Source organism: Rhizobium sp. RHZ02, assembly GCF_014851575.1.
Taxonomy (GTDB): domain Bacteria; phylum Pseudomonadota; class Alphaproteobacteria; order Rhizobiales; family Rhizobiaceae; genus Rhizobium; species Rhizobium altiplani.
Genome location: NZ_JACUZX010000013.1, coordinates 24,463 through 44,732, shown reverse-complemented (window position 1 = coordinate 44,732; position 20,270 = coordinate 24,463). Strand labels below are relative to the sequence as shown.

The following is a 20,270-nucleotide window of genomic DNA, read 5'->3' as shown; positions in this document are numbered from 1 at the left end:
GCAAGGTGCGGCTTGCCACCTTCGCCGCAGCCGGGCGGAGGGGCTAGACGGACCGGATAAAGGGGAAGGCTTCCTCAGGGTCGTGGAGACAACCTCTCATCGCCTCGCATTCGCTCGGCACTAGCTTCGATTGTCACGCCAGCGCGGCACGCAGGTCGTGAGAAAGGTCGCGGATCTCGCTGAGGTCGAGCTCGGATTCAACGTGTTCGAGATGATGCGCCATCAGGTGGGTCGCCTTGTCTGCATCGTTGGCAGCGATCGCCTCTACGATCTCGGCGTGCTCGTCAGGTCCGCAGTTGAAGCGGTTTGTGTTGCGATAGACGGCTGTGATCAGGGAGGAACGGGAGATCAAGTCCCTCATGGTGGTGAATAGGAAGTCGGAACCGACGGTTTCAGCAAGCAGCAGGTGGAAGCCGCCGGAGAGCTTTATGATATCAGTGGTGACATCCTGGGTATTGGCGACGCGCTCCTTGGCAACATGCTCGCGCAGGCGCTTCAGGTCAGCTTTGGAGACGGACTTGCACAGGCGCTCAACAACGCAACGCTCCACCGTGCGACGCACGAAGAACACGTCGCGCGCCTCTTCGACGGAGGGCTTGGAAACGAAGGCGCCGCGATTGGGAATGATGGTGACGAGACCGTCGCGTTCCAGAACTGTCAGCGCCCGGCGGATGCGGGCGCGGCTGACATTGAAGATCGCGGCCAGTTGCTCTTCCTTCAGCTGTACCCCCGGACGCAGTCGACGCTCGGCGATGGACAGCCAGACTTTCTCGACAATCTGCTGCGTAGAAGGACCGTTTTGCTCAGTCATCAAGTTGACTCCCCATTGGCCGTAGAGAGCGTGATGCCGCAGAAAAAGTCAACCGCAACAATGGGATTTTGATTGCAAGATTGTGAACAATATGAAACGATATTGTTGATTAAAATACCGGAACTCGATCATGGAATTCGACTTCACCCAGCTTGAGCCGCAAAGCCGCTACCGTCTGCTGACGAACTTCATCGGCCCGCGCCCGATTGCGCTTGTCACGACCCGGTCCGAAGCCGGCCACAACAATGCAGCGCCGATGAGCTTCTTCAACGTCTTCTCTCACGATCCGCCCATCGTGGTGCTCGGTATTCAACCGCGCCTTTCCGGCGAAGAAAAAGACACGATGGCCAATATTCGCCGGACGCAGGAATTCGCCATCTCCATGGTGGATATGACCATTTCCCGGCAAATGCTGGTGTGCGGACTGGGGTTTGACAACGAGATCGACGAACTCTCCATGGCCGGGCTGACGGCGAAGACCTGCAGCAAGATCGACGCGAGTTATCCTGCTGAAGCACCGTGCGTTTTCGAATGCCGGATCGAGCGGTTGATCGACTACCCGCGTCGTACCCTCGTTCTTGGCGAAGTTGTTCACATGCACGTCCGCCGCGAATGCCTGGATGAAGAGGGGCGCTATGTCGACCCTGAGCGCTACCAGCCTATCGCTCGGTTGCATGCCGACAATTACATCACGTCGGACCGTCAGTTCGTCCTGACGGCTCCACCGATTGCCGATTTCATAAAGCCGCAAGACAAATAAGGGCTTTGAAAGGTTCGACCATATGCACATTCGTTTGATCAATCCGAATTCAACCGCGTCCATGACGGCCCAGGCGCTGGCTAGTGCCCTGCGTGTGAAGCAGCGGGATACGGATGTCTCCGCCGTCAACCCCTTCGATGCCCCGGTCAGTATCGAGGGTGGTGCTGATGAAGCGATGGCGGTACCGGGCATGCTGGATGAAATACGCAAGGGCGAGCATCTGGGCGTCGATGCCTATGTCGTTGCCTGCTTTGACGATCCGGGGCTCCATGCCGCCCGTGAGGTAGCGCGGGGACCGGTGATCGGTATCTGCCAGGCCGCCGTACAGGTCGCCATGACCATCAGTCGCCGCTTCTCGATCATCACCACGTTGCCGCGCTCCATCCCTATAATCGAGGATCTGGTGAGCGATTATGGCGCCGAGCGTCATTGCCGGAAGGTGCGAGCCATCAACCTGCCGGTGCTCGGGCTGGAGGAAGATCCGGTTGCCGCCGAGCAGTTGTTGATCCGCGAGATCGAGATTGCCAAGAAGGACGACCGGGCCGAAGCCATCATCCTCGGTTGCGCCGGCATGTCGGCACTCTGCGATCGGTTGCGCGAGGCCACGGGCGTTCCTGTCATTGACGGCGTAACATCGGCGATCAAACTAGCCGAGGCTTTGGTCGGTGCCGGGTATACGACGTCGAAGGTCAATGCCTATGATTATCCGCGCATCAAGGAGACCAAGGTGGCTGCCTGCGCGTGAATTGGAAACCAGACGACGACAACAGCAAAGCGCCTAACCACGGCCGCGCGACAAAAAGTTGATCGTCGAGTAACGGCCTTCGACGCGCCAGCACGTTTCCCGGTCTGTTGGCCACGGCGTTTCTGAGAATCGCCCTCTGCACGCGTTCGCGGCTTTAGGGTGGCAGGGTACGCGACTGGGCCTACCGCTAGCAGCACATTGCAATGGGCTATGTCGCTCTTCGGCGTCCTGTTCCGGCCAGGCCATACGGGAGCTGCCGTCGACCTTTCGAGGATTGCAGGACTCGCTCCGTCAGGCGTGATCTGCGAGGTGGCAACGAAAGCCCACTTTCCAGACTTGGAAGTATTCGCGAAGCGGCACGGTCTTCAGGGCCAAGGCTGACCGAGTCCACCGGCGATCGCGTTCAACGCAATCGGAAAATGTAGCGCTCCGGGAACGTCTCTAAGCTTGGCGCATTTGGTACCATCATGGGAAGCTCAAGTCCAAACCGAGCATCCTGCTAAAGGTGAAGGCGACTAGCCCCACGCCTATTAGTGCTAGCATGAAGACTGCAGCCATCTTGCCGCCGGTGCGTAGCATAGCTTGCGTTTCCCCCTTCTCCCCCTGATCGTAGTGCCACTTGATGGCGAAGAACATGGCGATGCCTAACGCCAGTAGCTTAAACGTAACGAAGACTATAGGTACCCAATCCATAATGAAGGCTCTCATGTGCATCGTGACGACCAATTGTGTAGCCGTATTTGCAAGCACCCCGGCTTCCGGCTTGACACGTCAACGCGTTTTCAATTCGGTCTGCGATTGCTGGTGTCGATATCAACCGCGCTCGGTGTGCGATTGCGTGGTTCCCGTCGAACCTAGTCTGGGTCGATCATTCCCTCTTTTGCGTCGAAGCGGAACCGGCTGCTGATAAGCCGGCCTTTCAACGCCCGAAGGGGCAGAAGACAAGCGAGAAGCACGGGCGGAAAAGCGGCGAAGAGGTGGACCCAGACAGAAGGCGAATAAGCAACCTGGATCCGCCACGCCAGCGCAACACCTGTTACCCATATGAAGCAAATTACAAAGAACGCCAGTCTATCCGCCGGCGCGGCCAAAGAACGATCGGGGCCACAAACTTCGCATTTAGGCTTCACAGTTAGAAAGCCAACATAGCGCTGGCTTTGCCCGCACTGGGGACACAGCCCTCGCAATTCAGTTTTGATTGACGACGGCGGAGGCCATTGGTTGGTCATTTTCGTGCGTTCCAAGAATTGATCGGATGTGTCTATGCCCGCAGGAGCCGACGTCAGTCGTGCTCGATTTGCGGCTCGGGTGCCGTAGGCCTCACGTAGTCGCGGTCGATTTTTCCCTCCTCTGCCTTGAAGAAGAACTGACTGTTGATCAGCCAGCCCTTCAATGGCCGGAGCGGCAAAAGACATGCCAGCAGTACCAGCGGTAGAGAGGTGAATAGGTGCACCCATATTGAGGGGGAATAGGCAACCTCAATCCAACATGCCACCGCGACGGCCGGCACGCATGTGAAGCAGATCACGAAAAACGCCGGCCCGTCTGCGGGATCGGCGAAGGAGTAGTCGAGGCCGCAAACTTCGCATTTGGGCTTCACAGTCAAAAAGCCGTCAAAAAGATGCCCTTGCCCGCACTGGGGACACAATCCGCGCAGTCCCGTTTGAATGGGTGGCAGTGGAGGCCATTCCATCGTCATCGCGTTACACTTCCAGAATTGATTGAATTAATGTATGCATACAATAATCCAATCAACTCCTACAGTTTACAATTTGTCGCAGCTGTCAGCGCGTACCTGAACGTGATTGACCGGTTCAGTTTTAAGCCTGAACACCGCCGCAACCTCGACGCATCTGGGAGCTGCCACTCGATCACCACTCCAACAAAACATCATTTCTGTTATTATGGCCCCGAATTTCTGGGAGCCGTTCATCCCGGCCCAATCTCCTTGACAATCAGGAGAAATATATGGAGCTTATATGGATACCATGTAGTTACATTGAATGGAAAATCGATGACCGCGGCATCTTGGACACCTTACCTTGGCACCCGCGAGGGACCCATTTATCTATCGATTGCGGATGCTTTGGCCGAGGACATCGCAAGTGGTCGATTGGCCGAAGGGGTGCAACTTCCAACGCAGCGCAAACTCGCTGACGACCTCGGCATAGACTTCACCACAGTCAGCCGAGCCTACTCGGAGGCCCGCAGCCGTGGCCTGATTGAAGGCAAGGTGGGTCAAGGAACATACGTGCGATCAAAGCGTGGCGCGCGACCATCACAACAGCCCTCTGGCGTCGTCGACATGAGCATGAACCTGCCGCCGCGGTTTCTCGATCCCGTCCTGGAACAGAGAATGTGGGATGGGGCGAAAGACCTTCAGCAACAGGGCTTGGACCTCCTGCTAAGGTATCAGGAACCCGGCGGCATCATGGAGGATCGTATCGTCGGCGCGTCTTGGCTTTCAAGGCGGCTTCCGGGGATATCGCCTGATCGTGTGGTCGTTGCCTCAGGCGCGCAGGGAGCGCTTCACGCCATTCTCAGCGTCCTGACAGAGCCCGGCGATGTCGTCTGCGCGGAAGAACTCACGTACCCCGGATTCCGCTCGATCGCATCCCATCTCAGGCTCAAATTGGCACCGGTTGCAATGGACGATCACGGGCTTATTCCGGACGCCTTTGCGCAGGTATGCAGGGAGGCGAAGCCGAAAGCGCTCTATTGTATGCCAACGCTTCACAATCCGACTACACGGACACTGCCCGTTCATCGAAGGCACGATCTCGTAAATGTTGCGCGGACATATGGCGTGCCGATTATCGAGGACGACGCGTATAGCGCCCTTGTCCCGGCCCCGCAACCGCCACTCGCAGCACTGCTGCCCGAGGCGGTCTATCATGTGGCGAGCTTATCCAAATGCCTGTCTCCCGCCCTTCGAGTCGCATATGTCGCCGTGCCGGAAGGTCGTACGCAGAGGGTGGCCAACGCGATCCGGGCGTCGGCGTCAATTGTTTCTCCGCTCACGAGTGCTCTCGCGTCTCAATGGATAGAGACGGGAGTAGCGGATGTTGTCAGAGGCGAAATAGTCAAGGAAACAGCGAAGCGCCTGGATGCCGTCAAGGCGCTCCTTCCGTTCGATGTTGAATCCTCTCCGGGCGGCTTCCACGTGTGGCTTAAGGTTCCTGAACCTTGGACGCGAGGCGAACTGGTTTCCAGATTGCGTTCGATAGGGATCGGTATCGTCACCAGCGACGCCTTTGCGATTGCCTCCGCGCCCGAAGCCATACGACTTGCGCTTGGCGCGCCGGTGAACCTGGAGGAACTTACACGCGCCCTCCGGATTTTGGCAGACCTTCTAGCCCAGCAGCCCGCGTTCTCGACGATGGTGGTCTGACCGAAGAGTCGCAAGGCCTCGACCATCCTCACCGTCGTCCGCTTAGGCCCGTTACAGAAGCCGTGTCTCTGCGTAGTTATCGTCGTAGTCGTCGTTTGCGTGGCCGATCTCATGGATGGCAGCTCGGACCAAGAAGCCTGATCGGGTCAACCCTTGGGCTTCCGCGAACGCATCGATTGCCTTCAGGACATCTTCTGGCAGAGTGATATTTACGCGAACCGCACTTTTGGCTTCCGTCTTGACGCCAACTAGAATTGCAACGCCGTCTTGGCTCTCCGCGTCTGCCATCACCGCCTCCAGTGTGGAGGGTTTGGGAATTGCCTTGCCGTCTTCGGCTAGACCTTCGATGTGTAGGGCTAAGGCTTCTTCGGCCATAGCTCGCGCATCGTCGAGGTCAGTTCCAGCAGTGATCAGGCCAGGAAAATCGGGAAAGGACACGCCGTAATCACTGTCAGCGTCCTTGTGGATCAATCCGATATAATTGCGCATGGTCGCTACCTCAGTTTAAGTCCGGCTGGCTTCTCGATACTCTTCACTGTTCCGACTGGGATGTCCCTTTTCGGGTGTGGAACAGTGACGCGTCCAGGTTTCTCGGGATGCCTAAACTGGACATGGCTGCCATCGGTGGCGACTTCGTACCAGCCATCCTTTTGCAAGACCACAATGATATCTCCGCACTTCATCACTTCAGGCCGAAACGGTCACTCGGTCGCGCGGCGATCAATTTCGCTGCAAGGGGATTCCGATCGGGGATTCTGGCCCGTGATAAGCTCGCGGTCTTCCACCACATCCGGGGAAAAGTCGACTGGGTTCGTTGTGACTTCGCCACCCGCCAGGCTCAGCGCGTCTGGCATCGTGAAATAAAGTTTGCCATGGAGAATCTGCTGTTCGATTGGTTTCTCTTCGCTGGCTGAGGAACCGAGCCGTCTGGTGGCCAGTCCCCTTAATGGGTCGTGTTCAAGCGGCCCATTGTGCTTGAGATGACGTGGAAAAGGGATTGGAAAGCCCCGTCAGTTCATCCACGCATGTTGTGCACTATACCAGTTTCACAAATGGGGCCGATGAACGCGTCGAGCGAGCCAAGCACTCCAGAAGAGGCTGGCGAAGAACCGAAGCGGCTCATCGAAACCGGCGCCGGCCAGCAGGGAAATCACTGCTTTTTCCGAACGAGGCGGTTCGGCGCCCTGCAGGATCTTGCCCATTTTGGCCTCGACCTCTTCCGGCCCTGCACCGTTCATGCGCCATCGAGCCGCCCAGGCGGCCATAAGCAGGGGCTGGGACGCATAGGTCCGGTAATTCCCGGCGAGTACTAAGGGTGCGCCCGGCTGCAGACGCGTTGCGATCTGCGCCAGAATATCCTGCTTCGCCGCATCTCCCGGCAGATGGTGCAATACGCCAATCATGATCGCCGCATCGAATGACGGCGCGGGATCGAGATCGGCGACAGCACCCAAAATGGCTTCCACGCGGCCCGACACGCCGGCGTTCGCCAGATGCGTCCGTGCAAGATCCAGCATCGGCGACGACGGATCGACGGCGACGAAGTTCCATTTGGGCTCCAGCCGGGCGGCGGCGACAATTTCGCCCCCAGTCCCTCCGGCCCCGACAACCAACACGCGTGCCGGCTTTTCCTCGCCCAGCGCAGCCGACAGCATGCAGGCGGAAAGCTCATGGCAGGCGTCATATCCGGCCAGCGCGATCCGGCTCTGCCGTGCGTACTCCCCTGCGCGGGTGGCGTCGAATTTGGCGGCGGAACCCTGTGTCATGCGATCACCTCGATTGTTTCCTGGGCAGGCTGGTATGGGGCCCGACGACAGGATAGAAGATTTGCGAGCAGGATATGGAAGAAAGGCATGATTGAAAGTTCGCATTTCGAGCATAAACATGATCGGCTAACAGCTTTTCTCAAAGCCTTTCCACTTAGTGCTACGCCTTGCAACTCGGCGGAGGCTGCGAATCTTCTTATCGTTGGCGCCGGTGGTTCCGGCGGGGCGACCGACCTGCTTTACCGCGCCCGATCAGCGGGGGCGTTGCCAGAAGGGGTGACTCTATATGCTGGCGCCAAAGTCGATTTTGGTGGCAATATGAATCCGTTGGTCGGCGCGTTGCCCGATGAATTGCGCTTCTCATTGCCGGACGAGCCGCAATTGTTGGGCTTGTCCGAGCTGGTCATAGCTGAGGTCGCCCACGCGCGATGCGGTGGAGGGACGATCAAAGCACGGCTGTGCGAGATCGTCGTCGTGTGGGCTATCCGCAAAGCGATAGCAATCGGCACTGTCGACGGCGGGTTGCTGGCGGGCCTCGCTCATCCCAGACTTTATGTTAGCCTGGTTGCCATGCACGACGATCCTCAGCGGAACTGGCGGATTGCGGATCTAGCGGCCGTAGCGGACATGTCGCGGGGAAAGTTCATCGGAGCCTTCACGCAAACCGTCGGCCAGTCGCCTGTAGCCTATTTGAACGCCTGGCGTTTGGCATTGGGACGCGCTGAGCTGCGATCTGGCCGGAGTGTCAAATCGGTCGCCGCCCTTGTCGGCTTCGGCAGTGCTACCGCGTTCTCCCGCGCATTTTCGCGCAAATTCGGGTCTCCCCCGATAAAGAGCAAAGCGCATGGATGATGCACACCATCGTCGTCGACTCTGGTGCTTTCCGTGGACACTCGTCTTCCGCGACTGCCCCACCGATAACGAGAACGGAACGGCTGCCTCCAATACAAGACGTTGCAAATTTGAGGAGTTCCGATGGTAAGCGGAAAGTTTCTGGCCGAGCCGAGGCCATGCTTCGAGGAAAATGGCGTGATGAAGGATCTTTTTTGACATGACCTTCCGTTTCTCTCGGCGCTAGTGCCGAGGGCGAGCGGAAAATAGGAGAGGTGGCCTCTAACAAAGCATGTTCAGTGATGGGCTGAACCGCGCCAATGCGACCAGAGTACTCGGGTGCGTGGAAAGAGCCGTCAGACGGCGGCTTGCGTTCAACAATGCGGACATGATCGTCAGAGCAATCAAGCGTGGATGGCTTCGGCCTGGGCTTCGTCATCAGGATAGTGTCGCCGACCATCTAGCGAACGACAGGTTGATCCGTGTACTCGACGCCTGGTGCACGCTGTCACCTTATACTACCCGGGTAGGCGGCAACCTTCGGCAGCGTTTTCGTGCTGGTCGAGGCCCTTCGCTACCACTGTGAATGAGCTTGCGGGCTTCGAACTGGAAAGCAAAATGGAACCGGAAACCATTGACGAGTTTGAGACGACTGTGAGGTCTGCAACAAAGGCAGACATCGATCTCCTTGGCATGTACGGAGCGGAGCTTGTCTCGATCCACCACGGCTGGGATGCGCGACGCTTTATCGCCGGAGGTCCTAGAACTCCGACGGCATATTCGAGTCACCTGAGAGGTCAACTCGACAAGCCCGACGTCGTGGTTCTCGTTGCGGAGATCCATGGAAAGGTTGTTGGATACGCTTATGCGGGTCTTGAGGGATCCGATTATATGGCACTGCGTGGGCCGGCTGGCGCTATCTATGACATTTTCGTCGAGGAGAGCCACCGTCGACGAGGAGCCGGTCGAGCGTTGCTGACGGCAGTGGTCGGGGAATTGAGAGAGCGAGGGGCGACACAGATCGTCTTGTCGACAGCGCACCGTAATGACGACGGCCAACGTCTCTTCGCCTCCATGGGTTTTAAGCCAACGATGGTGGAAATGACCCTCCAGCTTTGAACTGCGGCCCCGATTGGCAACCGCTTTTGGATCGCCTGATGGGCGCCACCAAGTTGGCGAACCTCGACAAGATTGCAAACCGGCGGTTCCCATCGGATAATTCCGCGACACGCGGGGAGGAACATGAGCAGGGCGAATTACACGGACATTGCCCGCGAGGCGGGGGTGGGGACGGCCACCGTCGAGCGAGTGATGAACGGGCGAGGGGGCGTCAGGCCGGAACTGGTCGAGAAGGTCGTTATTGCCGCGCGCAGTCTGGATTATCCGCGCGTGCTTCCCGATACCCATCGTGGCCTGCTGCGGGTTGACGTTTTGATGGTTCGTCCGGAAACCACGTTTTATCGGCGGCTCTCCAAGGCATTTGAGCAGATCGCCCACAGTATTGATCCGCTGGTCGTCGTCCACAGGCGCTTCGTCGAGGAAATGAACCCGCAGGAAATCGCTCGGGCAATCACAGCGGCGGACTATCCGCGAGCTGGCCTTATACTCGCCGTCCCCAACAGCCCGCTGGTCAAGGCGGCGGTGGAAGCTGTGGCAGCGCAGGGTATCCCTATCGTCCATGTGGTTACGCGCGCGTCTGAGGATCAGGTCGAATTTGTCGGAATAGACAACTATGCCGCCGGCCGTACGGCGGCTCATTTCATCTGTCGCATGGTTCGGTCGCAGGGGCCGGTTGTCGCCCTTTGCCACCCTATCTACCAGGTGCATCGCGATCGGATCCGCGGCTTTTCCGAGTACTTCCGTGATCACCCCGGTTCGATCAACTTCGAGTGGCTCGGCTTTACCCGCGATGAGGAGCGGTTCAGTGCGGAGACCTTGATCATGGCGATGCAGAAATATTCGAACCTCGTCGGGCTCTATAATGCCGGTGGCGCGAATTCCGCCTTGATCGACGTTCTCCGCCGCAGCGACCGGGGCAGAGACATTCTTTTCGTCGGTCACGAACTGACCGACTACACCCGCACGGCGCTGCGCGACGGCATCATGGACGTGGTGCTGGATCAGGCGCCCGAAGCACAGGCGCAGCGCGCCCTCGATATCGTGCTGCACCGCGTCGGTCTTACGAAAATCGAGCCGGACCGTACCCCCATTCGCTTCATCACGATCACCGCCGAAAGCCTTTGATCTATTTTGATCAATGAAGTCTTCGCAGGTTTCAGTGTCTCCTGCTAGTTTCAAAAGCGGGAGGAGAGCCGGCGTTTCAAGGGAAACGACACGGATTCAAGCGCTTGGCCACTCCTTTCCGTAAAAGGATTTGCCGAAGGAGAGCGCCATGGACGACCTGAAATACGGGACGCGGAACAAGCGAGGCGACTGGGCGCCGAACAAGCCGGTCGAGACTGCGCCGCTGTTCGTCTTTCCCCCAAAGCTGTTGGCAATCGCAAAGTGGCTGCCGCACTATTTCTTCCCCTGGAACGTCATCTTCGCGGCTTCTGCTGTCGCCTATTGGGCTTTGATCATTCCGTCAGTCGAGACGCTGCAGACGTTGAGTGTTGGGTGGGCACTTTGGCTCTATGCGGTCAACGCAGTTTGCGTGTTCCTGTTCTACGGAGCCTTCGAGCTTCATCTCTATGTGTTGAAGCGGCAGGAAAACCGCTTCAAGTACAATTCCAAATTCCCGGCTGATCAGAAGAACAACGTCTTCTGGTTTGATCGCCAGAACCTCGACAACATGGTGCGTACATTCCTGTCGGGCGTGACGATCTGGACGGGCATCGAGGTCGTGATGCTCTGGGCTCATGCCAATGGCTACGCGCCGTGGCTGAGCTTTTCGGAAAATCCGTGGACACTGGCGCTTGTCGCTCTCGTTGTTCCTATCATCCATGAGTTCCATTTCTTCTGCATCCACAGGCTCATCCACACGCCGTTCCTCTACAAGTGGGTGCACTCGGTACACCACAATTCGGTGAATCCGTCGCCCTGGTCGTCGCTGTCGATGCATCCGGTGGAACATCTCCTTTATCTCGGAACCGCGTTTTATCACCTCATTCTGCCGTCAAACCCGATCCTGATGCTCTATCAGCTTCACTATGCGGGCTTCGGCGCAATCCCCGGTCATGTGGGCTTTGACAAGGTGGAAGTGGGTGAAGACAAGCTCGTCGACAGCCACGCCTATGCACATTACCTGCACCACAAGTATTTCGAGGTGAACTACGGCGATGCCCTGATCCCGCTCGATAAGTGGTTCGGGACCTGGCATGACGGCTCTGCCGACGGCGATGCCCGCATGCAGGAACGCTATCGCAAGCGCAAGGAAAGGCTCTCCGCCCGCAAGGCTTCCTCCGAACTGCAGGGAGCCGCCAAATGAGCTGGGTATCCGCATGCAAATTCGAAGACATCGAACAGGAAGGCGCGATCCGCTTTGATCATGAAGGCCGCACCTATGCGATCTACCGCGGACCGGATGACAGCATCTACTGCACGGCCGGTCTCTGCACCCATGAGAAGATCCATCTTGCGGACGGGCTCGTCATGGACTTCGAGGTGGAATGTCCCAAACATTCCGGTGCCTTCGACTATCGGACGGGGGAGGCCATGCGGCTTCCGGCCTGCGAGAACCTCAAGACCTATCCGGCGGAGTTGGTTGATGGAGAGGTTCGTGTGGCCCTCGGTTAGGCCGCGCTTCAGCCAATAGCCCATCGGGCTTCCGGAGTGCAATCGGGGTGATCCGGCACCTTACGGAGGATGACATGAAATCAGTGTGCTTGGCGGCTGCTCTGGCCGCCACGATGGGAAGTGCTGCCTTCGCTGAAACGATCGGCGTCTCGATGCAAAGCTTCGACAACAACTTCCAGACGCTTCTGCGTGAAGGCATCACTGCCCGGGCATCGCAGGTCGATGGTGTCAGCGTGCAGGTGGAAGATGCCCAGACGGACATTTCCAAACAGCTGAACCAGGTCAACAACTTCATAGCCGCCGGTGTCGATGCCATCGTCATGACGCTGACAGACACGTCTGCTGCCCCCGGCATCAGCGAAGCCGCGGAGAAAGCCGGCATTCCTCTGGTCTATCTCAACCTTGAACCCGACAATTCCGGCAAGTTGCCTGAAAAGCAGGCCTATGTCGGTTCGAAGGAAACGGATTCAGGCAGGCTTGGCGCAGAAGCGGCATGTTCGCTTCTGAAGGAGAAGGGAAAGGCCAGCGATGCGCAGGTCTACATTCTGATGGGCGATCTGGCTCACCAGGCCTCGCGCGATCGCACCAACTCCTTCAAGGAAGCGCTGGCGGCCGGAGATTGCAAGGGTGTCACGATTGCGGACGAGCAGTCCGCCGCCTGGAACCGCACGACCGCAATGGACCTGACGACGAACTGGATCACCGCGGGTAAACCGATCGATGTCGTCTTTGCAAATAACGATGAAATGGCCATCGGCGCCGTTCAAGCGTTGAAGGCAGCGGGCGTCTCTATGGACAATGTGATTGTCATCGGTATCGACGCAACCCAGGATGCCCTTGCCGCAATGGCTGCCGGTGACCTTGATGCGACCGTCTTCCAGAACGCAAAGAGCCAGTCCGCAAGTGCAGTGGATTCTGCAGTCGCACTTGCGCGCGGCAAAGCCATCGACAAGCAGGTCTGGGTGCCCTTCGAACTCGTCACGCCGAAGAACATGGCCGACTACACAAATAAGAACTGATCCTTCCGACCGGCGCTTTCATGCGCCGGCCACTTTTCAAGGGGAGAACGCATGAGCGGGATCGTCATTATCGGCGCCGGAGAAGCCGGCACGCGCGCAGCCTTTGCCTTGCGGGAGGCTGAATACGGCGGAGCCATTGCGATGGTCGGCACCGAGCCGAACATGCCTTATGAGCGACCGCCTCTCTCCAAACCACTGGACGGGGCGGTGCAGATGAAAGCGATCTGCTCCGCTGAGGCATTGGACGCTGCCGGCATCGAGTATTTTCCCGGCAGATCGGTGTCTTGGATTGATCCGCACGAGCGGCGCGTCGTTTTGAGCGACGGACAGGCGCTGGCTTATGACAAATTGCTTCTTGCAACGGGCGCGCGCCCCAGGCAGTTGTGCTGCCCCGGCGCGGAACGGGCACTTGATTTCCGGACTTTTGCGGACGCGTCCACGATCTTCTCACGCGTGGAGAGCGCCAGAACCGTCGCCATCATTGGTGGCGGACTGATCGGCATGGAGCTTGCAGCGGTGTTGCGCGGCAAGGGGGTTGCTGTCAACATTATCGAGGCGGCATCAAGGCCGCTCGGTCGCGCAGTGCCGGCACGATTTGCGCAAAGCCTGCACGCCCGCCACGTCGAGGAGGGCGCCGGCTTTTATCTCGGGCAGGGCGTTGCTGAAGTCAGATCCGATAGCGTCGTGCTGGCTGATGGTAAGCAGGTTCCCGCCGATATTGTTGTGGCCGCGATTGGCGTCGTGCCGAACATTGAACTCGCACAAGCAGCAGGGCTTGCGACGGATAACGGCATTCTGACGGACAGCTTTCTGCGCACGAGCGATCGACATATCTTTGCTGCAGGCGACTGTGCCGCAGTAGCCCAGCCGGGAGGTGGCCATGTCCGGTTCGAAAGCTGGCGCAACGCGCGCAACCAGGCGGAGACTGCCGCCCGCAATATGTGTGGTGCGAACGAGACCTTTGCTGCGATGCCCTGGTTCTGGTCGGATCAGTATGATCTCGGCCTGCAGGTCGCCGGCGTGCCGCAGCCGCGGCATCAGATCGTCCTCCGCTCGCTTGACGGGGGTGTGCTTGAATTCTATCTCGAAGAAGGCCGCCTCGTTGCTGCCGCAGGACTTGGCACCGGAAACAGCCTTGCCAAGGAAATCAAGCTGGCGGAGCTACTGATCATGGCGGGTGTCAATCCAGATCCTGCTGACTTGGAAGACCCGGCGGTCAATCTGAAGGCCCTTCTCAAAACTGCGCGGGCTGCGTGATGCAGGAGTTGTTGTTCTTTCAGTCGCTCTGGGCCATGGAGCGCCGCCATACCGACGGCCACGAGCGCAGCCTCGAAGAGAACATCGAGATGATTGCGGAGGCGGGCTTCGACGGCATCAGCGCCCACTATACGAAGCGATCGGATGTTGTCGGCCTCAATGAGGCGATCCGGGGCAGGGGGCTGAAGATCGAAGGCGTGTGCTTTCCGCGTTCCGTGGAGGACTTGCGCCTGCCGCTGGAGCTCGCGGCAGAATTTCCGGTCACTCATATCAATTTGCAGCCCGACGTGCGCCTGAGAAGAGTGGACGATTGCCTACCGCTCCTCGACGGTTGGATGCGGCTTGCGCAGGACGCCGGGATTCCCGTTTTCATCGAAACCCATCGCGACCGGATGACGACGGACTTGTACTTCACGCTCGACCTTCTGGATCGGCGACCGGATCTGCCACTCCTTGCCGACCTCTCGCACTTCCTCGTCGCTCGCGAGTTCGCCTTTCCGGTTACGAAGGAAGACGATGCATCCATCCGGCGCATACTTGCCAATGCTCACGCCTTCCACGGCCGTGTCGCCTCGCGTGAACAGGTGCAGATCGAGATCTCCTTCTCGCACCATCGTCCGTGGGTCGATCTCTTCCTGGGTTGGTGGGAGTACGGTTTTCGCGCGTGGCGTGCGCGCGCTTCGGAAGACGCCAAACTGGTCTTTACCTGTGAGCTGGGACCGAAGCCTTACGCGATAACCGGAAGGGATGGTAACGACACGACCGACCGCTGGGCCGAGGCCCTCATGCTCCGCAAGATGGTGCATGATCTTTGGAACGCCACCGCGCAGTAGAGCCGTCGCCAAAGGCAGCTAACTTTACCGCCGCGCCGCTAGCCATCACGTGATCTTCGGTGCGTTTAAAGATGCTGCTCGTTCATGAGTTGACGGCCTGCTTTCCGGAATGCCGAGGCCGCGGCAAATGTCGCGGCCTGGCTGTCGACAGAGGCGGACAAGGGCCAACCGGGGTCTGTCGGGCCTTGGTGCCGATAAACCCTGCTCACAGAAGAGCTAGAGTACATAGCATAATACCACTTTGACGGGAAAGTTTGGCGCATCCCTTCGAAGAGGATGGCTCAGCCTTTAGGTGGGGAAAAGGACGGGGCCCGCAGCTCAGCCTATTCGTCGTCGTTTGGCACCAGAACGTCGAAGACTTCAAGGAGAGCCTCTGCAATGGCGGCTCCGAGCGCGTTTCCGGTCGCAGCGATTGCCGGTTCATCCATATCGCGTGCTGCAATCGCCAAGTTCCCACCTTGCTCGGCGACGATTGCCCGTGCCCGCTCGATTGCCCATTGCGCGAAGTCATTCCGGCTTTCGATCGTAACTGTTTCGGTTTCCATGAGCTTTCTTTAGAGATCCTTCAGATTTATCTGGGAAAGTGCCGCTGCGCGTTGAGTTGTGCGTACGCGCTCGTTAGTCGAAGTATCGGTGAGACGCCCGCCTTGCAAGGCCAATGAGCCAATCCGCGCCGCTCCCGCTTCGCATTACTCGCACCAAGACCGATTTGTAAATTGCAATGGTGATAAGTGTGGCAATGGCAGCCAGGCGCGCCTATACGTCCGGTGACGTCTGACCCCTTGGCATGTTGCCTACGAGGCTTGGTGCAGGACAGGAACAGGTAAGCATCAGGGTCGCCATCAGAGCCAAGACAGTTGGTCTCTTGGCAGCCGCCCGCTGGGGTCGAAAACCTCTACCCGATGGGGCAAGTTCGGTCCCCAGTCCCAGAGCACCAGATTGCGGTCTGACGGATCCGTGCCGGGCGCAAAGCTCGGAACAACAACGCCCGCAATACCGTTGGCCGTAAGCCGGTCGTAGATTGACCAAGAGGACGGCCGGTTGCCGTTCGCAAGCGCGGTCGCCCAGGCGCAGCTCATGTCCTCCAGCGTCACCGAGAATTCCCTCCGGCCCTCATCGGCGGAGAGATCGGCTATATCCTCGCAGTCGATTTCATAAGAGCACAATACACAGGGGTCGATACGGTGAGCGAAACCCTGGTTGGCCTCCTTTATGGCCGTTAAGATGCTCAATCCGAGATAGAGCGCCGGTACGCCTCGGGGATTGAAGCGAGCGCCACGGATCGCCGCACCGTCACCGGACGTCGGTTTGAAAGACCAGCGTGGATCATGGGCTCGGTAGCAGGTTGAGGTAAACCTCACGCAAAGCCACCAACCGCCATGTGATCGAGATAGTCCCTGACCGCCCCGGCCTTGCCGTCCTTGACGAGCGCTTCTGCTGTTCTTCCGCCAAACGCCGGAAGCGGCTGAGCACGGTACCATGCCATGGCTTGTTCTTTGCCACCTGCCCAGTCGCTGACCCGGCTGATGATTTCAAGCATTTCTCGTAGGCGCCCCTGGGCTTTTGCTGCTCCGCTTCGCTCTGCTCTGTAGAGCGTCTCGCGTGATAATCCGGCTGTTTCGGCAAGCTGGCCTCTGGACATCCCAAACCCGTCCGCAACCTGCGCAATGCCGATCTTGCCGGACCTGTCCATGTAGGACAGAATTAAGGGTTCATTTTGAGCGGGTTTCTTGAGAGCCTGTCCCATCGTCTTATTGCCATATTGGATGTCACATTTTCTGTACAAAATATATGACATACCTCGGCTCCATTCAAGGAGGCAAAATACACAACGTCGCGTCTACGGGCACGAATTGGATACCGCATGGGCAGAGCCTCCATTGAAGAGACCACCGTGATTGGAACCGACATCGGTCGATATTCTGCGACCGCTGCAATCAGGCGGGGCCTATATAAACAAAAGCCAGACATGACATCGCCGACCCTGACCCGGCTGCTGCTAGCGTGGCTGCAACCGCCAGGTCCGGATTTCAAAGGGCATGATATCTGCCGGTCCAACACGTTCAATCGGCTCTTCAAGGATGTTCAACGCTCCTGAAGCCTGCCATCCCGACGGCAATGTCAGTGACAGGCGCCCGCGGCGGCCTGCGGGTTCGTAAATCCGCAGGATCAGACCCTTTCCCTCCTCGGTCGGCTTCAATCCCGAGAGGGCGACCGGTATGCCCTCCACGCCGAGAGGCGATAGTGTGCCCGCCGAGAGACCGCTTGCCTCGATGGTAACGAGTGGCTGATTGAGATCGATCGCCTCTTGCAAAACGCCTCCTTCATGCCATGCGCCCTCATGTGGCATCAGTGCATAGGTGAAGCTTTGTTCGCCTTCGTCGGCAAGTGGATCGGGATAGATCGGTGAGCGCACCAGGCTCATGCCGATGACATTGCCGCGCGCGCTGTGTCCGTATTTGGCGTTGTTGAGCAAAGCGACGCCAAAGCCCGGTTCGCTCAGATCGACAAAACGATGCGCGGCAGCCTCGAACATCGCCTGTTCCCAAGACGTGTTCGTATGCGTTTGCCTCTCGACGACGCCGTAAGCGCATTCGAAGTTGGCGGTGCGCGAGCGCACAGCGACCGGGTTCAGCGTTCTCAAAAGCGTACGCCGGTCATGCCAGTCGATCGTCATCTCGACGTCAAGCCGGCGCGCATTGGCCGTCAGCACATAGAGCTGAGTAACCGTTGAGTTTCGGTACCGGTAGGCGACACGGATCGCGGCACGGTGCGGTCCCTGTTCGACAAGCGTAATGCTCTCAGGCTTGTCGAGGCGGACAGCCTTTTCGGCATAGTCGGCGTCAACGTCCCAGGCATCCCAATTGCGGGGCTTGTCGGCCGGATAGACCCATAGCTGATTTGCCGTGCCATCTAACGCTTCCCTTCCCGATGCCTTGTGGACGAGGCTTGAAACGGCTCCATCCTTGCCGATGACGACCGACAGATACTCGTTTTCGAGGCTGTGCGCGGTGGCTTTTAAACTGCCTGCGGGCCTGAGTGTCTTGCGATCAAAAACTGCGACGGAAAGAGGCGCGACTTGATCGGCGCATGACAGAACCGTTCCGTCGGAGAGCTTTGCAGCAAGTGGCCGCGGTGCAAGTGACGGGTTAACCGCAATCAACGCGTCCGACACTCCACCTGCCGGAAGATTGGCCGACAGCGACTTGAGGGCCTTGGCCTGCTCCACCCTGGCATTGTGTATAACCCCGTCGAGCTCCTGTTCGGCATCGATATAGACCTCGCGTATGCTCGAGCCCGGCAGGATGTCATGAAACTCGTTCTTCAGGACGACGCGCCAATCCGCCTCGAGGCTTTGAGGTCTGTCGGCGCCCAGCAGATGAGCGAGTGAGGCGAGTGTCTCTGCTGTTATCAGCGCCCGTTCTGCTTGGCGGTGCTTGCGCTTGACGCCGCTTTGCGATGTCAGCGTGGCGCGGTGGAGCTCGAGGTAGATTTCCCCATCCCAGACCGGAAGGTCCTTATCTGCCGCAACCCGGTGCGCCATTTCGTAATAGCCCTTCACCGTGCCCCAGCGTGCCGTGGGGATTGCAGGGAAGTCACGCAGTTGCACTTCGCGTTCGACCATCTCCGGGGTGACACCGCCACCGCCATCGCCGTAGCCGACCGCCAGCAGAGACGTGTCGTGCTGCGTCTTGCCGCGGAAATTCTTCCACGTCGGCACGAAGCAGTCCGGCTGCACAAAACCATTATAGCCCTGCATGGGGTTGTCGAAGGTATGGGTCAGTACCTTGCTTCCATCCAGCCCCTTCCACCAGAAAAGATCAGACGGAATATGATTGGTCTCGCTCCAGTTCACCTTGATCGTGAAGAAGCTGTCGATACCTCCAAGCCGCAAAATCTGTGGCAATGCCCCCGAAAAGCCGAAGCAATCTGGCAGCCAGCAGACAGTGTGGCGCAAGCCGAATTGCTTCTCGAAATAGCGCTGCCCATAGAGCACCTGCCGTGCAAGGCTTTCGCCGGTTGGCATGTTGGTGTCGGGTTCGACCCACATGCCGCCAACAGTTTCCCACTTGCCCTCGGCGACCTTCTTCTTGATGCGCTCGAGAAGCTCGGGATCATCTTCCTCCATCTGCGCGTAATAGTGAGCAGTCGATTGATTGAACCGGAAGTCGTCCGACCGCTCCATCAGCGAAAGCGCGGTGTTGAAAGTGCGTCGCATCTTCCGACGCGTCTCGCCGTAGGGCCAAAGCCAGGCGAGGTCTATATGAGCATGGCCGGTCAGTAGCAATTCGCCGTTCGGCGGAAAACGTGTCTGAAGCTCCTTCAGTCGCACAATCAGCGCATCGAAAGCCGTAGCTGCCAAAGCGCTCTGCGCCTCACTCAAACCGGCCGGATTTGCCCGAAGCTCCGGCAGTTCCCAGATCTTCTGCTGCATGACCGCATCGGATGTGCGCGAAATATAGGATGGTGTGTCCGAAGGCCAGTCGAGGCTGCGAAGCGCCTGTTCGGCCGCATCAATCAGGTGCGGCACCACCTCATGGTTTTCGAGTGCGTCTGCCGCCTCGCCGATTTGCCGCAATAGAAGGTGAAGCTTGTGGACCGCCTCATCCAGCCAGATCAGCCGCGCCTTATTGAGCCGCGGTGCCCGGTTCGGCTCTCCAAAGGGAAAGCGCGCGACGCTCTCCGTGGTAATCGAAAACTCCCTGCCTTTGATCGGGAACTCCTGATGATAGGGATCGAGCCCGAATGTCTCGGTCTGGCCGCCGGAATAATGCAACGTGATCAAGCTCTCACCACCGAGATCGAGCTGCAGGCGAATGTCATCAATTGGCCAGTCGCGCGGCGCGCTCACCGATGTCGCGAAATGAACTGTCCCCTTGCGGTGCGGCCAATCCTGATGATGGGCAATCGGCTCGCCCTCAAAGGTCCAGCCGTCGATCAGGACGCTTTGCCTGTCGCGCCAGTGGGCAAGCTCGGCTGTACGGACCTTCAGACGATCAAGGCGTTGGGCAATCGTGAGAGACATGGCGGGTCCTATCGGAAAAGAAGCAACTGTGGGCGGGGAGAACACGTGGTCGCGCGATTGGGCCGCTGGCATCCGCGTCCCGTCTCCTCCAACCGG

General features: G+C 58.6%; 23 protein-coding genes. 13 read left to right on the top strand and 10 right to left on the bottom strand.

The window, feature by feature from the left end:
• Positions 1-133: 133 nt before the first annotated feature.
• Positions 134-811, bottom strand: coding sequence for a GntR family transcriptional regulator (locus tag IB244_RS18765; RefSeq protein ID WP_192305222.1), 678 nt, complete (start codon positions 809-811; stop codon positions 134-136).
• Positions 812-941: 130 nt separating this feature from the next.
• Between IB244_RS18765 and IB244_RS18760 the strand changes: the two genes are divergently transcribed.
• The 3 genes from IB244_RS18760 (at position 942) to IB244_RS18750 (ending at position 2,697) form a co-directional block, all read left to right on the top strand.
• A complete protein-coding gene (locus IB244_RS18760) occupies positions 942-1,571 on the top strand; it encodes a flavin reductase family protein (RefSeq protein ID WP_113471139.1) in 630 nt (209 codons plus the stop codon).
• 22 nt (positions 1,572-1,593) lie between these two features.
• Complete coding sequence (locus IB244_RS18755) at positions 1,594-2,316, top strand: aspartate/glutamate racemase family protein (RefSeq protein WP_113471140.1); 723 nt, start codon at positions 1,594-1,596, stop codon at positions 2,314-2,316.
• A 210-nt stretch (positions 2,317-2,526) separates the two neighbouring features.
• Positions 2,527-2,697: a 3,4-dihydroxy-2-butanone-4-phosphate synthase gene (locus IB244_RS18750; RefSeq protein WP_192305221.1), complete on the top strand. Its 171-nt coding sequence runs from the start codon at positions 2,527-2,529 to the stop codon at positions 2,695-2,697.
• 473 nt (positions 2,698-3,170) lie between these two features.
• On the opposite strand, the gene IB244_RS18745 is transcribed toward IB244_RS18750, so the two are convergent.
• Both IB244_RS18745 and IB244_RS18740 read right to left on the bottom strand, forming a co-directional pair.
• Positions 3,171-3,545 carry a DUF983 domain-containing protein gene (locus IB244_RS18745; protein WP_113471142.1) on the bottom strand — a complete coding sequence of 125 codons (375 nt, stop codon included), beginning with the start codon at positions 3,543-3,545 and terminating at the stop codon, positions 3,171-3,173.
• A 53-nt stretch (positions 3,546-3,598) separates the two neighbouring features.
• Positions 3,599-4,015 (bottom strand): DUF983 domain-containing protein, encoded by a 417-nt coding sequence (locus tag IB244_RS18740; protein ID WP_018857939.1) that lies wholly within the window; start codon positions 4,013-4,015, stop codon positions 3,599-3,601.
• A 315-nt stretch (positions 4,016-4,330) separates the two neighbouring features.
• On the opposite strand from IB244_RS18740, the gene IB244_RS18735 reads away from it, so the two are divergent.
• The gene (locus IB244_RS18735; protein ID WP_192305261.1) at positions 4,331-5,707 is read left to right on the top strand and encodes a PLP-dependent aminotransferase family protein; all 1,377 of its coding nucleotides are present in this window, start codon (positions 4,331-4,333) and stop codon (positions 5,705-5,707) included.
• A 51-nt stretch (positions 5,708-5,758) separates the two neighbouring features.
• Here IB244_RS18735 and IB244_RS18730 read toward each other — a convergent pair whose 3' ends face one another.
• Together IB244_RS18730 and IB244_RS18725 are read right to left on the bottom strand one after the other, a co-directional pair.
• Positions 5,759-6,196, bottom strand: coding sequence for a type II toxin-antitoxin system HicB family antitoxin (locus IB244_RS18730; protein ID WP_192305219.1), 438 nt, complete (start codon positions 6,194-6,196; stop codon positions 5,759-5,761).
• A gap of 5 nt (positions 6,197-6,201) precedes the next feature.
• Positions 6,202-6,390, bottom strand: a complete 189-nt coding sequence (locus tag IB244_RS18725; RefSeq protein ID WP_192305217.1) for a type II toxin-antitoxin system HicA family toxin — start codon at positions 6,388-6,390, stop codon at positions 6,202-6,204.
• Here IB244_RS18725 and IB244_RS18720 point away from each other — a divergent pair.
• A complete protein-coding gene (locus IB244_RS18720) occupies positions 6,319-6,621 on the top strand; it encodes a hypothetical protein (RefSeq protein ID WP_192305263.1) in 303 nt (100 codons plus the stop codon). The two genes, IB244_RS18725 and IB244_RS18720, sit on opposite strands and share 72 nt — an antisense overlap.
• Before the next feature lie 132 nt (positions 6,622-6,753).
• On the opposite strand, the gene IB244_RS18715 is transcribed toward IB244_RS18720, so the two are convergent.
• Positions 6,754-7,473 carry a class I SAM-dependent methyltransferase gene (locus IB244_RS18715; protein WP_192305215.1) on the bottom strand — a complete coding sequence of 240 codons (720 nt, stop codon included), beginning with the start codon at positions 7,471-7,473 and terminating at the stop codon, positions 6,754-6,756.
• A gap of 87 nt (positions 7,474-7,560) precedes the next feature.
• On the opposite strand from IB244_RS18715, the gene IB244_RS18710 reads away from it, so the two are divergent.
• The 8 genes from IB244_RS18710 (at position 7,561) to IB244_RS18675 (ending at position 15,148) form a co-directional block, all read left to right on the top strand.
• A complete protein-coding gene (locus tag IB244_RS18710) occupies positions 7,561-8,325 on the top strand; it encodes an AraC family transcriptional regulator (RefSeq protein WP_192305213.1) in 765 nt (254 codons plus the stop codon).
• A gap of 597 nt (positions 8,326-8,922) precedes the next feature.
• Positions 8,923-9,423, top strand: coding sequence for a GNAT family N-acetyltransferase (locus tag IB244_RS18705; protein ID WP_192305212.1), 501 nt, complete (start codon positions 8,923-8,925; stop codon positions 9,421-9,423).
• 123 nt (positions 9,424-9,546) lie between these two features.
• Positions 9,547-10,548, top strand: a complete 1,002-nt coding sequence (locus IB244_RS18700; RefSeq protein ID WP_192305210.1) for a LacI family DNA-binding transcriptional regulator — start codon at positions 9,547-9,549, stop codon at positions 10,546-10,548.
• A gap of 148 nt (positions 10,549-10,696) precedes the next feature.
• Complete coding sequence (locus IB244_RS18695) at positions 10,697-11,731, top strand: sterol desaturase family protein (protein ID WP_192305209.1); 1,035 nt, start codon at positions 10,697-10,699, stop codon at positions 11,729-11,731.
• Positions 11,728-12,039, top strand: a complete 312-nt coding sequence (locus IB244_RS18690) for a MocE family 2Fe-2S type ferredoxin (RefSeq protein ID WP_192305208.1) — start codon at positions 11,728-11,730, stop codon at positions 12,037-12,039. Before IB244_RS18695 ends, IB244_RS18690 begins: the two co-directional genes overlap by 4 nt.
• A 74-nt stretch (positions 12,040-12,113) precedes the next feature.
• Positions 12,114-13,058, top strand: a complete 945-nt coding sequence (locus tag IB244_RS18685; RefSeq protein ID WP_192305198.1) for a substrate-binding domain-containing protein — start codon at positions 12,114-12,116, stop codon at positions 13,056-13,058.
• Positions 13,059-13,109: 51 nt separating this feature from the next.
• Positions 13,110-14,315 (top strand): NAD(P)/FAD-dependent oxidoreductase, encoded by a 1,206-nt coding sequence (locus IB244_RS18680; protein ID WP_192305196.1) that lies wholly within the window; start codon positions 13,110-13,112, stop codon positions 14,313-14,315.
• Positions 14,315-15,148, top strand: coding sequence for a sugar phosphate isomerase/epimerase family protein (locus IB244_RS18675; RefSeq protein ID WP_192305194.1), 834 nt, complete (start codon positions 14,315-14,317; stop codon positions 15,146-15,148). Before IB244_RS18680 ends, IB244_RS18675 begins: the two co-directional genes overlap by 1 nt.
• A 323-nt stretch (positions 15,149-15,471) precedes the next feature.
• Here the strand turns inward: IB244_RS18675 and IB244_RS18670 are convergent, their stop codons facing one another.
• From IB244_RS18670 to IB244_RS18655, 4 genes are all read right to left on the bottom strand, one after another.
• Entirely contained in the window at positions 15,472-15,693 is a 222-nt protein-coding gene (locus IB244_RS18670; protein ID WP_018857951.1) for a hypothetical protein, read from the bottom strand.
• Between the two features lie 297 nt (positions 15,694-15,990).
• Positions 15,991-16,509 (bottom strand): RES family NAD+ phosphorylase, encoded by a 519-nt coding sequence (locus IB244_RS18665; protein WP_192305192.1) that lies wholly within the window; start codon positions 16,507-16,509, stop codon positions 15,991-15,993.
• Positions 16,506-16,895 carry an antitoxin Xre/MbcA/ParS toxin-binding domain-containing protein gene (locus IB244_RS18660; RefSeq protein WP_192305259.1) on the bottom strand — a complete coding sequence of 130 codons (390 nt, stop codon included), beginning with the start codon at positions 16,893-16,895 and terminating at the stop codon, positions 16,506-16,508. Before IB244_RS18660 ends, IB244_RS18665 begins: the two co-directional genes overlap by 4 nt.
• Positions 16,896-17,147: 252 nt before the next feature.
• Entirely contained in the window at positions 17,148-20,174 is a 3,027-nt protein-coding gene (locus IB244_RS18655; protein WP_192305190.1) for an alpha-mannosidase, read from the bottom strand.
• Between the last annotated feature and the right edge of the window lie 96 nt (positions 20,175-20,270).